The organism is Citrobacter sp. RHBSTW-00017 (assembly GCF_013797615.1).
GTDB classification, from domain to species: Bacteria; Pseudomonadota; Gammaproteobacteria; order Enterobacterales; family Enterobacteriaceae; genus Citrobacter; species Citrobacter braakii.
The window spans coordinates 607,091-623,315 of sequence record NZ_CP056899.1; the positions used below are offsets into that span (position 1 = coordinate 607,091).

Here is a 16,225-nt window from a genome sequence, read left to right on the forward strand (position 1 = left end):
AAGGGCGCGGATGCGCGCCCTGTATTTCTTGCCTTGCGCGGCACTGTCAGGCTACATAACTATGAAAATCGTAATTGCCCCAGACTCTTATAAAGAAAGCCTTTCTGCCACCGAGGTAGCTCAGGCAATAGAAAAAGGATTTCGGGAAATTTTCCCCGATGCGCAATATGTTTCTGTCCCGGTTGCCGATGGCGGTGAAGGAACGGTCGAAGCCATGATTGCCGCTACGCAGGGGAGTGAACATTCAGCGTGGGTGACAGGGCCGTTGGGCGAAAAAGTGAATGCCTGCTGGGGCATGTCTGGAGATGGTAAAACCGCGTTTATCGAAATGGCGGCAGCCAGCGGTCTAGCGTTAGTTCCTCCTGAAAAGCGTAACCCGTTAGTCACCACGTCGCGTGGCACCGGGGAGTTGATTTTGCAGGCGCTGGATAGCGGTGCGCAGAGCATCATTATTGGTATTGGCGGCAGTGCGACCAACGATGGCGGCGCGGGTATGGTGCAGGCGCTGGGGGCGAAACTCTGCGACGCTAACGGGACAGAGATTGGCAACGGTGGTGGAAGCCTGGAGAGTCTGAACACCATCGATATAACGGGCCTGGATCCGCGCTTAAAAACCTGCTCAATTCGCGTGGCCTGCGATGTGACCAATCCACTTACCGGCGATACTGGCGCTTCGCGCATTTTTGGCCCGCAGAAAGGGGCGACGGAAGAACGCATTATCGAACTGGACCGCAATCTGTCTCACTATGCCGACATCATTAAAAAATCGCTGCGGGTTGATGTGAAAGACGTTCCTGGCTCTGGTGCGGCTGGCGGAATGGGTGCCGCATTAATGGCTTTTTTAGGTGCGGAGCTGCGCAGTGGTATTGAGATTGTGACCCAGGCGCTCAATCTGGAAGAGCATATTCATGACTGTACGCTGGTGGTGACCGGAGAAGGGCGGATTGACAGCCAGAGCATTCACGGCAAAGTGCCGGTGGGTGTGGCGAATGTCGCGAAGAAGTACCACAAGCCGGTAATTGGTATTGGCGGCAGCCTGACGCGCGATGTGGAGGTGGTGCATCAATATGGTATCGATGCGGTGTTTAGCGTATTAACCACCATCAGCACGCTGGAAGAGGCCTTTCGTGGGGCATTTGATAATATTTATCGCGCTTCAAGAAACATCGCCGCCACGTTGGCGATAGGAATGCGCAGTGCGGGGTGACAATGCCCCGCAAACCCTCTATACTGCGCGCCGAAGCTGACCAGACAGTCGCCGCTTCGTCGTCGTCCTCTTCGGGGGAGACGGGCGGAGGGGAGGAAAGTCCGGGCTCCATAGGGCAGGGTGCCAGGTAACGCCTGGGGGGGAAACCCACGACCAGTGCAACAGAGAGCAAACCGCCGATGGCCCACGCAAGTGGGATCAGGTAAGGGTGAAAGGGTGCGGTAAGAGCGCACCGCGCGGCTGGTAACAGTCCGTGGCACGGTAAACTCCACCCGGAGCAAGGCCAAATAGGGGTTCACAAGGTACGGCCCGTACTGAACCCGGGTAGGCTGCTTGAGCCAGTGAGCGATTGCTGGCCTAGATGAATGACTGTCCACGACAGAACCCGGCTTATCGGTCAGCTTCAACTTCTTCTAAAACAATACGTTGGTGTGTCTCAGGCCTTAATAGGTGAAAATGTGACACAGACTGTGATACAAACGAGACATACCAACGGTTGTTCCATCCCGAATATTATTAAGCGTGGCAATCGCTACTGCCTTCATTTCAGGCTATCTACAGGCCGATTCTTTCGCATGTCTTTGGGTAGCGATTCAGCCAACAGAGCAAGATTTATATCTTCTCGCCTCTCTATGTTTATTTCTCTTGTAAAATCGTCCAAGATGGAAGCAACGCTATTAATGGATATAGTGCAGAAAATGAAGAAGTTAGAACAAGACGATATTGATAAGTATTTGCTTGAAATTCAGGCAGGTTTTTATGCCGCAGCGAAAAAAATCCCCTCTACTGTACGTAGTACCTTGCGAAAATCAGGTTCATTGGCCCGTGAAAAACGTATTGCGCTTGATGTTGGATTGCTACTTGATGGAACCTTCAAACAAGATGTTGAGCCGCTATCGACAGATTCAGTTATAGAACAACTTGGTAGCCAGTTTGATCTTACGGGCATGGAGGATGAAATCGATAATGTGGCTTCACAGTATGACCTCCTCTGGAGACACTATTGCGATGCAAATATAGCCTTTATGGATCAGCGACATTCTGATTACCAACAGATTGTTAACTCCATGCGTCCAGACAACCACTATGCGCCTACCGTAGCCGATAAACCTGAAGAATCATTGGCCTCTGGGATTACTTTATCTAAGGCATGGCAGGGATTTCTCGCATTTAAGTCTGATTGGGTGCCTAAGATTCGACAGGGTAATGAGAAATATTATGAAGTGATAGAGATGGTTCTTGGTGCTGATACGTTAGTTACTGAAATCACTCGGCGCGATATTAAACACTTGCTTGAAGTCGTTGAAGGTCTTCCTCGCCAAAACAAGAGGCCATACAACAGGATGACTATCCAGCAATGTTTAGATTTGGATGAAGTTCCAGAAGAAGACTTAGTTTCATCAAAAACGGTCAAAGATTATCTGAAACTTTGTCAGGGGTTATTTTCAACCTACCTGACCAAAGAAGAGGATATTCTTGAATTACCGCCTACAAACAACGTCAAGTATGAAGCAAAAAGTCACAGCTACGGCCATTACAATCGTACAGAAATGAGAAAGATGGTAGAACACTTCGCGACATTAGATGGTTGGAATAAATGGGGTTTTTTGTTGCTAGCGTATACAGGGGCCCGTCGTTCTGAAATCGCAAAACTGAAGGTTTCAGATGTGCGCTTGGACGACGATAGCCAACGGTATTACATCATGATCGGAGATAGTAAGACTGAGGCGGGGATTCGGCAGGTTCCTATCTCAAAACGTTTGATCAATATGGGTTTTTTGGATTATTTGGATAGCAAAAAGGCAGATGCCAACTTGTTCCCAGAAATCACTAATACAAGTCAGGTAACGCGGCTTTTCCATGCGATACGTGAGCAATTGGGTATTGATTATCTTGATGATTATAAAAATAGACGTATTGTGCATAGCTTACGTCACACTTTCGTAACTGAGATTCAGGCAAAGCACACCCTCACACTTGTTCAGCAAACGATAGGTCACGAACATTCAAATCAAGGGCAAACCAAGGTTTATACGGGCAAGATGAAAGTTTCGGATTTGCTTCCAGTTGTTGATAGTGTTGATTGGTTTTAGTGATAGTCATTCTAATTCAATGGGGTTGCTGGACCATAGCCAAGCACTTATCGCTTGTGAAGCATTGAATTAGGCTATAGCAAAAACGGCAAAGTGGCAGAAGCAAACCCGAAAAATACCGCAGATTAAAAATAATCTTTGCACTGCCATGACTTGTGCGCTATTGTTATTTTGGGGTTATCTACATCATGTAAACTTTCTTCGAAAAAATTTTATCCATCTTTTTTATCGTCAAGCTTTGCCTGATGGGGTTTGTGCTACCCGTAACCGCTCCGTTTTACGGTGGTCAGATGGTAATAACTTATACGTGTGTGCGTGTACGCGAGGGTGTTTATATAAATAACTTATGGGGTGTTGTGTCAGAAGAAGGAACTATTCAGTCAATGCTCACACAGGCTACGCCTTACACAACCAAAGTTCATACACACGGGCGTTACAGGGTCATCACAGGTGATGTTTTCATTCGTCATGGTTACGCCTACCCGATCAACGCCACCGACCAGTCTGGTGTTCGCCTTGATATCCTTACCCCTGTGGCAGAACAGCTTGATGCGATACTATCCATCTACAGCCGGGTTTACTTCTCTCGCTTCGATTTACGCTTACCTGAGAATACCCCAATAGACACAGGTAACAGGTGGGTAAGCGACCTGTTTAAAAAACTACGTGAACGCCTGAAGTCTAAATTAAACAGACCTGAGGGATTAGCAGAACCGATCCTCAACTTTGCTTATGGCTGGGTACGGGAGAAAGAGACAGCAAAACAGGTGCATTACCATTGCTGGATTGCTCTCCCGCATCGACAGGTCAGACGCCTTGGGACAACCACAAGCGGCATTGCCGGAAGTATTGTTGAAATCTGGATGGGTCTGACGGGCGGTAAAGCAGCGCTGGTGGAGCTGCCAAAAACAACGGAAAGATATCCGAATCATTACATTATCAAAAGAAATAAGCCGGAAACGCTCGAGGGGCCTTTTCTGTGGGTATCGTATCTGGCGAAAGAGCGTGGGAAGTATCAGACCGGAAATGGGGATCGGGTACACTCAACATCAAAGTTGAGCAATAAAAACCATAATTGCTAAATCCTTCGTGTAACGCTCTCTACGGCCTTCAAATCAGGAAGCAGTACCTTCGCATTACCTACACCACAAAAACTGCTCACGATAGCGCTCATTGCGTTTAACGACGCCTTCTCTCATATGCTACAGCTTAACTTTTAAATATAGCACCCCATCACTATCTTTTCCACGTAGATTTAAGCTGGTGTGCGGCTCCGCTGGATTTACTGTCGCCGGAATATTTCGGATTAATTGACCCGAAAATAGCCATAATTAAGCCTCACGCGCTGGCAGGGCAGCATCTGAATCTGAGTGAAGACAGGTTAAATCTTATGCCTCTTTGATGTTCCAGTTTCGTTTGATAGTCGGGAGGCTTAAATTCAGTTCTAACGCAGCTTTGGACTGACTCAGCCCCTTAGCTCTGGCTTCCTGTACACGCTGAAGGGTATCTGCCGCAACCGGACGGCCTAACTTCTTCCCTTCCTTCCTGGCTCTTACTAAACCCTCTTTTGTGCGTTCAATGATGCGGGATTTTTCGAACTCTGCAAACGCTGAAAACATTTGCAGCATCAGCTTCCCTTCCGCGCTGGAAAGGTTACGCACAGGCAGATCCAGTGAAACAACATCAACCCCTTTATCCACCAGCATCGTAATGGTTTGCTGAACGTCGATGTTGTCCCTTCCCAGGCGGTCCAGTTTCAATACCACAAGCTGATCCCCAGCCTCCAGTTTATGAGTCACCATATCAGCAAAGCCTTTGCGCTGCATTGCCTGTACTCCCCCTGACACGGTTTCTGATACCACCCTGTTATCATTCACCTCATAGCCAGCCTGACGAATCGCCATAATCTGGTTTTCTGTTGACTGTTCGCTGGTGGACACACGGCAATATGCAAATGTACGGCTCATAATCGCTCCCCCTGATTGGTATCAAAAACGGTATCATAATTAACTAATGGTATCATAATGTCAATATGCTAATTTAATGACACCAATTTAAGGTAGGGTTTACTGGTGTCATAAAACGTTCGATTGTTGATACCATTCTGATCGCCACCTTCGGTGACACCCGTATGATATTTGCAAAACATCGGGAGCTAATCTTATGAGCGGCGAGAACCTGCCTGACCGATCGGACAGTCCGTCAATGATATTTTAAGTGGGGAGCCTGAACATAACAGGGTATGTTGAAAACTTCATAACAAGGCAAGTAAGTGTCTATTGTAATCGGCTTATTAAAAAAGTCATTAAAAAACATTAGATTGCTGACATCCAAAAAAAAATAAAGTTTAATTGAAAATGGTCGATAACTTGAATGAACTAGTCATGCCTGCTTATACACCCAAAAGGAAAATTTTATGGCACAAGTTATCAATACCAACAGCCTGTCGCTGTTGACTCAGAACAACCTGAACAAATATCAGTCTTCCCTGAGCTCTGCTATCGAGCGTCTGTCCTCCGGTCTGCGTATCAACAGCGCAAAAGACGATGCTGCAGGTCAGGCAATCGCCAACCGCTTCACCTCTAACATTAAAGGTCTGACTCAGGCTTCCCGTAACGCTAATGATGGTATATCCATCGTACAGACCACTGAAGGCGCGTTGAACGAAATCAACAACAACCTACAGCGTGTGCGTGAACTGTCTGTTCAGGCAGCTAATGGTTCAAACTCTGATTCCGATTTGGATTCTATTCAGGCTGAAATTACTCAGCGTCTGAGTGAAATTGACCGCGTATCTGGTCAGACTCAGTTTAACGGAGTGAAAGTTCTAGCTCAGGATAACACCCTGAAAATTCAAGTTGGTGCAAATGATAATGAAAGCATTTCCATCAATCTTAAAGAAATCACCAGTGGTACTTTGGGGCTTAATGGTTTCCGTGTTACAGGTGACAAAGCTGCAACTGCTGATCAGTTAGTAAAAGATTTTGGCGCTACCGGTTCAAAAACTTATTCATTGGGTGGGACCGCATATGATGTTGATGTAACAAGCGGTGCTGTTACAACTAACACTGATCATAAGGCTGTATTCGTAGGGGCTTCTTCAGGAGCATTGATTACAACCAAAACAAATGCCGCTGTGAATACAGCAGCCACTGCTACAGATGTGGCAGTTTTGGCAAAAGATGTAAAACAAGGGAATACCTTCAGTTGGAAGGGAACAACTTGGAAAGCGGCTGGTGATACTGATGCAAACGGAAACGGTAGCTTTAAAGCATCTATTGACGGTAAAGAGATCACTTTAACTGTTGCTGGTTCTACAACTACTGCTGGTGCAGGTGCTAAGTTAACAGTCGCTGGAGGTTCTCTGTATGATGAGGGTACGAATAAACTGGCAACGCACGGAACTAACGCCGCAGCAAAAGAATCTGATCTTGTTCAACAGAAAGCAAGCATTACTGGTGGTAAGTTAACAGCCGGAGGTACTAATTACAAAGTAGATTCTGCTGGTAACGTATCCAATGATGCTGGAACAGCACAGATTTTTGTTCAAAATGCAGGCACTGCTAACGCTAAACTTGTTGAGCAGGATAAAGCCAGTGAAGCTACACGTAACCAGTTAGATGTATTAGATAAAGCGATTGCTCAGGTTGATACCTTACGTGGTGATCTCGGTGCGGTACAGAACCGTTTCGATTCCACTATCACCAACCTTGGGAACATCGTTAACAACCTGACTTCTGCTCGTAGCCGTATCGAAGATGCTGACTATGCGACCGAAGTGTCCAACATGTCTAAAGCACAGATCCTGCAGCAGGCAGGTACTTCTGTACTGGCACAGGCCAACCAGGTTCCGCAGAACGTACTGTCTCTTCTGCGTTAATATAGTTTATAGTGCTAAGCCCCGTGATTACGGGGCTTTTCTGTTTAATATGCAAAAACTGGTTATTAGGTACAACAGTTATGAATGACATCTCATATGGTCGAGAAGCGGAAAAATGGCCCCGAGAATATTCTATGCTTGCTCGCAGGATACAATTTCTACGCTTCAATGATTATCTTGTGAAGCTGGTAAGCTGCAATGGGCAATCAATAATTGGTTATATTTCAAAGTTTAACCAGAAAGAGAATGTGATCTTGGCATCTGATGAAGCCAAGGGAAGCAATAGAATTGAAGTCAAACTTGAGTTTCTCGCATCACTCGAAGAATTGCCGATGGGTGAAAATTTAACCACAAGGCTTATTGCTGCTGATATTTTTAATGTTCAGCCATGTGATCCAACAAGAAAAGACTTTTTCTCTATCTGCAATAAGTGTTTCAAACAAGGGGTAGGCATTAAAGTACATATGCTAGATGGGCGTGTTCTGATAGGGGAAACAACTGGCGTTAATGCTTGTCAAGTCGGAATGATTAGACCTAATGGCAACCATATGCAGATCATGTTTGACTGGGTGAGTAGAATAACTTCTTCGGATTATTCTGATTAAACTTTCATATTATCAGTTAGTTATCGGTAGCTTTGTAATAGGGTATTTGGTAAAGATAAAATGTCCCTAATTCAAGATCCAGTTAGCTGATCTTACATCTTGTTTTTTTCAATATGACGTTACGAAAGGAGGCCGCTAGATGTAGCCCTGAGATTCGTTATCGGAAATCTTTCATCCTGAATTTGTACGTTACGTCATCAGAGTCCGCGTGTAACTCTTTCACTGTGTGAATCGCCACGGGTTTAACAGACACCTCAGAGTCATTTAAGATGGCTTAAAGAGAGGTGCCCATGAGCGGTAAGCGTTATCCCGAAGAGTTTAAAACTGAAGCAGTCAAACAGGTTGTTGATCGCGGTTATTCTGTTGCCAGCGTTGCAACACGTCTCGATATCACCACCCACAGCCTTTATGCCTGGATAAAGAAGTACGGTCCGGATTCTTCCACTAATAAAGAACAGTCAGATGCTCAGGCCGAGATCCGCCGTCTCCAGAAAGAGCTGAAACGGGTTACCGACGAACGGGACATATTAAAAAAAGCCGCTGTAGATTCAATCTGTCAATGCAACACCCCTTTCAATTATCTCTTTCGGTGTTTTGAACTTCAGTGTCTTTCTCGGTCTGTTGTTTAGCTGAGCAGCAACCAGATCTAGTTCATGTTGAGTATATTGGGCAAGACATGTCTTTTTAGGAAAGTACTGCCGAATTAGCCCATTTGTGTTCTCATTTGTTCCCCGCTGCCAAGGACTCTGAGGATCGCAGAAGTAAACTTTAACGCCGGTGCTGACAGTAAATTCCAGATGTCTGGCCAGTTCCATTCCTCTGTCCCATGTCAGTGATTTTCTGAGTTCTGACGGTAAACTCAGGAATTTGTCGGTAAGAGCCTGATTTACTGAGACAGAATCTTTGCCCCTGAGTCTAAGGATGATCGTATAACGTGATTTTCGGTCTACAAGTGTGGCTATATGAGAGTTTTTTGTACCTGAGACTAAATCGCCCTCCCAATGCCCCAGAGAGCGTCTGTTATCGATATTTCGGGAACGTTCGTGAATTGGTGTTCCGTTCACTATGTTAATCGTACCTCTTTCGCCTTTGCGGGTATGACGCCTGCCATGGCGAAGGCTATGCGACCGTCGCAGATGCTGTATATTCAGGTGGTGTAGCGCTTCACGGCTACGAAAGTACAGCGTTTTATAAATTGTCTCAGGTGATATTCGCAGCGTTTTTTGACGTGGTTTTGTTCGCCTTAACCATCCTGATATTTGCTCTGGAGACCATTTCATCTCCAGCTTTTCCAGAACAAGCTTTCGCAATGGTAAATTTTGATCCAGTAAGCACGGTTTTGGCCTTTTCGCCATTCTGTTGGCTCGGTTATTAGCATCAACAGCTTTGTAATAGCGTCTGCCCCGATTACGCTGAACTTCACGTGAGATCGTCGAAGGACTGCGATTCAGCGCAGTAGCTATCGCACGAATGCTCATTTTGGCTGACAAACCAGCTCGTATCTCCTCGCGCTCAGACAGTGTCAGGTGAGCTACAGCCCGCTTACGCTCATGGGGTTTTATGCCGCCAGTATCCCTTAACATAGTGAAGATCGTTCCGGGTTTTGAACCCAGGATATTCGCTATTTCACTGAAGCCTGTTCCGTTCTTCCATAGTTCAAAAACAGAGGCTTTTTCCTCTGCTGTAAATGTTCGTCTCATTCAAAAAACCTCCGCAACCCCATGTTTTCACATAACTGTTGCGTTGACCAATTGAATCTACAGCGGCGTACTTCGCAATGCTGTCCGACTGAGGTACGCCTTTATCCGTGACAACTCCTGTTGCTGGCCTGTTCGCCTGCTCTGTCGGGTGCTGGATGTTCATCCCAGTGGTTTTTACGCCTGGCTTCAGCAGCCGCATTCACAACGCCATCAGGCAGACCTGAGACTGACAGGACAGATTAAACAGTTCTGGCTGGAATCGGGATGCGTCTATGGTTATCGCAAAATCCATCTGGATCTGCGTGACAGCGGGCAACAGTGCGGAGTAAACAGAGTCTGGAGACTGATGAAACGTGTCGGAATAAAGGCTCAGGTCGGATACCGAAGCCCGCGGGCACGTAAAGGCGAGGCCAGTATCGTGTCACCCAACAGGCTCCAGCGACAGTTCAATCCGGATGCTCCTGATGAGCGTTGGGTAACGGACATAACCTACATAACCTACATCAGGACCCACGAAGGCTGGCTGTATCTTGCCGTTGTTGTTGATCTGTTCTCACGCAAAATTATCGGCTGGTCCATGCAATCCCGGATGACAAAGGACATTGTCCTGAACGCACTGCTGATGGCTGTATGGCGGCGTAATCCCGAAAAACAGGTGCTGGTTCATTCGGATCAGGGCAGTCAGTACACAAGCCATGAGTGGCAGTCGTTCCTGAAATCACACGGCCTGGAGGGTAGCATGAGCCGTCGCGGTAACTGCCATGATAATGCGGTTGCAGAAAGTTTTTTCCAGTTGTTGAAACGTGAACGGATAAAGAAAAAGATCTACGGAACGCGGGAAGAAGCACGCAGTGATATTTTTGATTACATCGAAATGTTTTATAACAGTAAGCGTCGGCATGGTTCTAGCGAACAGATGTCACCGACAGAATATGAAAACCAGTATTATCAACGGCTCGGAAGTGTCTAGATTATCCGTGGCGATTCAATAGTGAGTAAATTTCAGGGCTATCGTTGTGATACACAGTGAGATACAGTCTGCTACACACGACAACTCCAGCGCCGTAGATGCCAGACGTATGGTTGAACGAAGCCGCCTTATCGGTCAGCTTCACCTCTTTATAAAACCCCGCTTCGGCGGGGTTTTTGCTTTGTAGGCAGACTGTCCACGACGCTATACTCAAAAGAACGCGGCTTATCGGTCAACTTCACTCTTTATAAAAACCCCGCTTCGGCGAGGTTTTTGCTTTGTAGGCAAGTGAGATGAATGACTGTCCACGACGCTATACTCAAAAGAACGCGGCTTATCGGTCAAATTCACTCTTTATAAAACCCCGCTTTGGCGGGGTTTTTGCTTTATAGACTGGATAAGACGTTTACACTGCCATCCGGCAGACGTTTTTCCTGTCGTGTTGTAGTTGGTTCACCACGAATCAGGCCTTTATTTCCCATTCATCTCATCGTTATTTGACCTTTATTTACGCGCTGAACTTCTTTTATCTAAGGGAATGTCTTGCGGGATATTTCCTTTTTTGTGATGACTAGCACAAAACGCTGCGCGATACGTTTTTATCGAGAATAATCGAACGCAATCGATCGCCATCACAAAATTACTGGCTGATAAATTGTACAAAACTACTGTTAATGCAATGTTGCATGTGATGATTATTTGTATGTTTTGGTTTAAATATTAATAAACGCAATGTTTCTTTACAAACAAATAAGGCTAAAAAACGTGATGCATAACGTTATTTGACCACTATAAACGATAAAATATAATTATATTTGATAAGTTGCTTATTAAATTTAAGCGCTGTTTTGCCTGGTAATTACTCTGTAATTGATTGAAATATAGCCTTTCGTGGTTTTAAGAAATAGCAGGAGAAATGGTGTTGTTATAGCCATAAAAAATCGTTATCCCCCCATCTTTTTTTGATTAAAGTCAGGATAAAGTGAGATCGATATTTCATATCTATATGATTATTAAGTGATTTTAATTTAAATAATAGTCTTACAAAATGTAAGTCAAGGGGATTTGTGAGTGGTAGCACATATCCTCGTTCGCTTAATTTGGTACACTTCCTGCCGTCAACAAAGTAATTAGCGCAGGTCGATATGAATACTATTACACTCCCTAAAACACAGCACTTAGTGGTCTTTCAGGAAGTCATTAGAAGTGGTTCTATCGGCTCAGCTGCAAAAGAATTAGGTTTAACTCAACCGGCTGTCAGCAAAATCATTAATGATGTAGAAGCTTATTTCGGTATTGAGTTAGTCGTACGCAAAAATACTGGTGTGACATTAACTCAGGCAGGTCAGGTTATGCTCTCATGGTCTGAATCTATTACCCGTGAAATGAAGAACATGGTTGATGAGATGAACAGCATGACGAGCAATGCGGTCGTTGATGTGTCGTTTGGCTTTCCTTCACTGATTGCCTTCACCATCATGTCCGGCATGATTAAAAAATTCAAAGAAGTGTTCCCGAAAGCGCAGGTTTCCATGTATGAAGCTCAGCTCTCCTCGTTCTTACCTGCGATTCGTGACGGGCGTCTGGACTTCGCGATCGGTACGCTGAGTGATGAGATGAAACTGCACGATCTGCATGTTGAACCGCTCTTTGAGTCAGACTTCATCCTGGTTGCCAGCAAGTCCCGAACATGCACCGGCATCACCTCGCTGAGCGCGTTGAAAAACGAACAGTGGGTGTTGCCACAAACGAATATGGGGTACTACAGTGAACTTCTAACCACGTTACAAAATAATGGCATCAGCAGTGAAAACATCGTTAAAACAGACTCCGTCGTTACGATTTATAATCTTGTTCTCAATGCTGATTTCTTAACAGTAATTCCCTGCGATATGACCACACCATTTGGCTCAAACCAGTTTATTACTATCCCGGTAGAAGAAACCTTACCCGTCGCGCGTTATGCCGCCGTATGGTCGAAAAATTATCGAATTAAAAAAGCAGCATCTATTTTGGTGGAATTAGCCAAAGAGTATTCATCATATAATTGTCGGAGACGAAGGCAATTAATTGAAATTGATTAAAGATTGAATTTGTTTTAACACGAAATCAACGCCATCTGTCTATTTCTGACAATGGTCACGGCTATCTATTTACTTTAATACCCTAGTAAGAGGTTCTAATGCACATTACATACGATCTCCCAGTTGCAATTGAAGATATCCTCGAAGCGAAAAAAAGACTGGCGGGGAAAATTTATAAAACGGGAATGCCTCGCTCTAACTATTTTAGTGAACGTTGCAAAGGGGAAATTTTCCTCAAGTTTGAAAATATGCAACGTACCGGTTCATTTAAAATTCGTGGCGCGTTTAACAAGCTCAGTTCATTAACCGAAGCTGAAAGATGTAAGGGCGTGGTGGCTTGCTCTGCAGGTAACCATGCACAAGGGGTTTCTCTCTCCTGCGCCATGCTCGGAATCGACGGCAAAGTGGTCATGCCGAAAGGCGCGCCGAAGTCTAAAGTTGCTGCAACCTGTGATTATTCCGCAGAGGTTGTGCTGCACGGCGACAACTTCAACGACACCATCGCTAAGGTTAGCGAGATTGTGGAAACTGAAGGCCGTATCTTTATTCCGCCCTATGATGACCCGAAAGTGATTGCTGGTCAGGGCACTATTGGTCTGGAAATTCTGGAAGATCTGTACGATGTCGATAACGTGATTGTGCCAATTGGCGGTGGCGGACTGATTGCTGGTATTGCGGTGGCAATTAAATCTATTAACCCGACTATTAAAATTATTGGCGTACAGTCTGAAAATGTTCATGGCATGGCGGCTTCTTTCCACGCTGGAGAAATAACCACGCACCGAACGACCGGCACCCTGGCGGATGGTTGTGACGTTTCCCGCCCGGGTACTTTAACGTATGAAATTGTTCGTGAGTTGGTGGATGACATTGTCCTGGTCAGCGAAGATGAAATTCGCAACAGCATGGTGGCATTAATTCAGCGAAATAAAGTTGTGACTGAAGGTGCCGGCGCGCTGGCTTGCGCAGCATTATTAAGCGGGAAATTAGATAGCTATATCCAGAACAGAAAAACAGTCAGCATTATTTCTGGCGGTAATATCGACCTTTCTCGTGTATCTCAAATTACTGGTTTAGTTGACGCTTAATATACTTCGTTGAGGATAGGATATGAGTACTACTGATAGCATTGTATCCAGCCAGACAAAACAGTCGTCCTGGCGCAAATCGGACACCACCTGGACACTGGGTTTATTTGGTACAGCCATCGGCGCCGGGGTGCTGTTCTTCCCTATCCGCGCAGGTTTTGGCGGACTGATCCCCATTCTGATAATGCTGGTGTTAGCATACCCCATCGCCTTCTATTGCCACCGGGCGCTGGCACGCCTGTGTCTTTCCGGTTCTAACCCTTCCGGTAACATCACAGAAACGGTTGAAGAGCACTTTGGTAAAACGGGCGGCGTGGTTATCACGTTCCTCTACTTCTTTGCGATTTGTCCGCTGCTGTGGATTTATGGCGTCACCATTACCAACACCTTTATGACCTTTTGGGAAAACCAGTTGCAGATGCCAGCGTTAAACCGTGGCTTCGTGGCACTGTTCCTGCTGCTGTTGATGGCATTCGTCATCTGGTTTGGTAAGGATCTGATGGTTAAAGTGATGAGCTACCTGGTATGGCCGTTTATTGCCAGCCTGGTGCTGATCTCTCTGTCTCTGATTCCTTACTGGAACTCTGCGGTTATCGATCAGGTTGATCTCAGCAATATCGCTCTGACTGGCCATGACGGCATCCTGGTTACCGTGTGGCTGGGTATTTCCATCATGGTGTTCTCTTTCAACTTCTCACCTATCGTTTCTTCCTTCGTGGTCTCTAAACGTGAAGAGTATGAGAAAGATTACGGTCGCGAATTTACCGAGCAGAAATGTTCAAAAATCATCTCCCGCGCCAGTATGCTGATGGTTGCCGTGGTGATGTTCTTTGCCTTTAGCTGCCTGTTCACGCTCTCTCCGGCAAACATGGCGGATGCGAAAGCGCAGAACATTCCAGTACTGTCTTACCTGGCGAACCACTTCGCTTCACTGTCCGGTTCGAAGTCCACCTTCGCGACCGTTCTGGAGTACGGCGCTTCAATCATCGCACTGGTTGCTATCTTCAAATCTTTCTTCGGCCACTACCTGGGCACGCTGGAAGGTCTGAACGGTCTGGTGCTGAAGTTTGGTTACAAAGGCGATAAAACGAAGGTTTCCGCTGGCAAACTTAATACCATCAGCATGATCTTCATCATGGGCTCCACCTGGGTTGTGGCTTACGCCAACCCGAACATCCTGGACCTGATTGAAGCAATGGGCGCGCCGATTATTGCCTCTCTGCTCTGCCTGCTGCCGATGTATGCCATCCGTAAAGCGCCGTCACTGGCGAAATACCGTGGGCGTCTGGATAACGTGTTTGTTACCGTGATTGGTCTGCTGACTATCCTGAACATTGTCTACAAACTGTTTTAATCCTTAAGCTCAGGATGAGCGGAGTAGTGAAATGAATGAGTTTCCGGTAGTACTGGTTATTAACTGTGGTTCGTCTTCCATTAAATTCTCAGTGCTGGATGCAGCGAACTGTGAAGTTTTAATGGCGGGAATCGCGGACGGTATTAACTCTGAAAATGCGTTCATAGCAATTAATGGAGGAGAGCCAGCTAAGCTGGCTCACCACAGCTACGAAGACGCATTAAAAGCAATCGCCGTTGAACTGGAAAAACGTAATTTAATGGACAGCGTGGCCTTAATTGGCCACCGCATTGCCCACGGTGGAAATATCTTTACCGAATCAGCAATTATTACTGACGACGTTATCGATAATATTCGCCGGGTATCGCCTTTAGCTCCGTTACATAATTATGCGAACCTTAGTGGGATTGAATCCGCACAGCACCTTTTCCCAGGCGTGCAGCAGGTTGCGGTATTTGATACCAGCTTCCACCAGACGATGGCCCCAGAGGCCTATCTTTACGGTCTACCGTGGAAATATTTTGAGGAGTTAGGCGTTCGTCGTTATGGCTTCCACGGCACGTCGCACCGCTATGTATCTCAGCGAGCGCATGAGCTTCTTGAGCTGCAGAGTGATGACTCCGGTCTGGTTGTGGCTCACCTGGGGAACGGCGCGTCAATCTGCGCGGTGCGTAACGGGCAGAGCGTTGATACCTCAATGGGCATGACGCCGTTGGAAGGACTTATGATGGGCACACGCAGCGGTGACGTCGATTTCGGCGCCATGGCGTGGATTGCCAGCGAAACCAACCAGACGCTGAGCGACCTTGAGCGCGTTGTGAATAAAGAGTCCGGTTTACTGGGTATTTCCGGTTTGTCCTCTGACTTACGTACGTTAGAAAAAGCCTGGCACGAGGGACATGAGCGTGCGCAGTTGGCGATTAAAACGTTTGTGCATCGTATCGCGCGCCATATCGCCGGACATGCCGCTTCGCTGCATCGTCTTGATGGGATTATTTTCACCGGTGGAATAGGTGAGAACTCGGTATTAATTCGTCGTCTGGTTATCGAGCATCTCGCCGTTTTAGGGGTGAATATCGACAGCGAGATGAATAGCCTGCCAAATTCCCATGGCGAAAGAATTATCTCTAATAAAGATGCTCGTGTTATTTGTGCGGTTATTCCCACAAATGAAGAGAAAATGATTGCGCGTGATGCCATTGCGTTAGGCAAAATTAATATACCAGTAGAATTTGCATAATTAA

The 16,225-nt window shown here is 46.2% G+C and carries 11 protein-coding genes, 1 other RNA gene and 2 pseudogenes; 12 read left to right on the forward strand and 2 right to left on the reverse strand.

Features of this window, described 5'->3' with window-relative positions; translation table 11 throughout:
• The first annotated feature begins 61 nt into the window (after positions 1 to 61).
• The 4 genes from garK to HV037_RS02960 all read left to right on the forward strand — a co-directional run bounded on the left by garK (position 62) and on the right by HV037_RS02960 (position 4,382).
• Positions 62 to 1,207, forward strand: coding sequence for a glycerate 2-kinase (gene garK, locus HV037_RS02945; RefSeq protein ID WP_047358544.1), 1,146 nt, complete (start codon positions 62 to 64; stop codon positions 1,205 to 1,207).
• Between the two features lie 32 nt (positions 1,208 to 1,239).
• Positions 1,240 to 1,616, forward strand: an RNA gene (gene rnpB, locus HV037_RS02950) — RNase P RNA component class A.
• 289 nt (positions 1,617 to 1,905) lie between these two features.
• Complete coding sequence (locus HV037_RS02955) at positions 1,906 to 3,300, forward strand: tyrosine-type recombinase/integrase (protein WP_233896657.1); 1,395 nt, start codon at positions 1,906 to 1,908, stop codon at positions 3,298 to 3,300.
• A 383-nt stretch (positions 3,301 to 3,683) separates the two neighbouring features.
• Entirely contained in the window at positions 3,684 to 4,382 is a 699-nt protein-coding gene (locus HV037_RS02960) for an inovirus-type Gp2 protein (RefSeq protein WP_179952811.1), read from the forward strand.
• Positions 4,383 to 4,688: 306 nt separating this feature from the next.
• Here the strand turns inward: HV037_RS02960 and HV037_RS02965 are convergent, their stop codons facing one another.
• Positions 4,689 to 5,267: a recombinase family protein gene (locus HV037_RS02965; protein WP_046670230.1), complete on the reverse strand. Its 579-nt coding sequence runs from the start codon at positions 5,265 to 5,267 to the stop codon at positions 4,689 to 4,691.
• A gap of 449 nt (positions 5,268 to 5,716) precedes the next feature.
• On the opposite strand from HV037_RS02965, the gene HV037_RS02970 reads away from it, so the two are divergent.
• The 3 genes and pseudogenes from HV037_RS02970 to HV037_RS02980 all read left to right on the forward strand — a co-directional run.
• Positions 5,717 to 7,180 (forward strand): flagellin, encoded by a 1,464-nt coding sequence (locus tag HV037_RS02970; protein WP_181500176.1) that lies wholly within the window; start codon positions 5,717 to 5,719, stop codon positions 7,178 to 7,180.
• An 80-nt stretch (positions 7,181 to 7,260) separates the two neighbouring features.
• Positions 7,261 to 7,785, forward strand: a complete 525-nt coding sequence (locus HV037_RS02975) for a phase 1 flagellin transcriptional repressor (protein WP_103284270.1) — start codon at positions 7,261 to 7,263, stop codon at positions 7,783 to 7,785.
• 290 nt (positions 7,786 to 8,075) lie between these two features.
• Positions 8,076 to 8,321 (forward strand): annotated as a pseudogene (locus HV037_RS02980) (transposase); the annotation flags it as partial.
• A 12-nt stretch (positions 8,322 to 8,333) separates the two neighbouring features.
• Here HV037_RS02980 and HV037_RS02985 read toward each other — a convergent pair.
• Positions 8,334 to 9,485, reverse strand: a complete 1,152-nt coding sequence (locus HV037_RS02985) for an IS30-like element IS30 family transposase (RefSeq protein WP_001254932.1) — start codon at positions 9,483 to 9,485, stop codon at positions 8,334 to 8,336.
• 67 nt (positions 9,486 to 9,552) lie between these two features.
• On the opposite strand from HV037_RS02985, the pseudogene HV037_RS02990 reads away from it, so the two are divergent.
• From HV037_RS02990 to tdcD, 5 genes and pseudogenes are all read left to right on the forward strand, one after another.
• Positions 9,553 to 10,455: pseudogene (locus tag HV037_RS02990) on the forward strand (IS3 family transposase); the annotation flags it as partial.
• Between the two features lie 1,145 nt (positions 10,456 to 11,600).
• Positions 11,601 to 12,539: a transcriptional regulator TdcA gene (gene tdcA / locus HV037_RS02995; protein WP_003828596.1), complete on the forward strand. Its 939-nt coding sequence runs from the start codon at positions 11,601 to 11,603 to the stop codon at positions 12,537 to 12,539.
• Positions 12,540 to 12,637: 98 nt separating this feature from the next.
• Complete coding sequence (gene tdcB / locus HV037_RS03000; RefSeq protein ID WP_003828594.1) at positions 12,638 to 13,627, forward strand: bifunctional threonine ammonia-lyase/L-serine ammonia-lyase TdcB; 990 nt, start codon at positions 12,638 to 12,640, stop codon at positions 13,625 to 13,627.
• A gap of 22 nt (positions 13,628 to 13,649) precedes the next feature.
• Positions 13,650 to 14,981, forward strand: coding sequence for a threonine/serine transporter TdcC (gene tdcC / locus HV037_RS03005; protein ID WP_016154633.1), 1,332 nt, complete (start codon positions 13,650 to 13,652; stop codon positions 14,979 to 14,981).
• 31 nt (positions 14,982 to 15,012) lie between these two features.
• Complete coding sequence (gene tdcD / locus HV037_RS03010) at positions 15,013 to 16,221, forward strand: propionate kinase (protein WP_016154632.1); 1,209 nt, start codon at positions 15,013 to 15,015, stop codon at positions 16,219 to 16,221.
• Positions 16,222 to 16,225 lie beyond the last annotated feature (4 nt).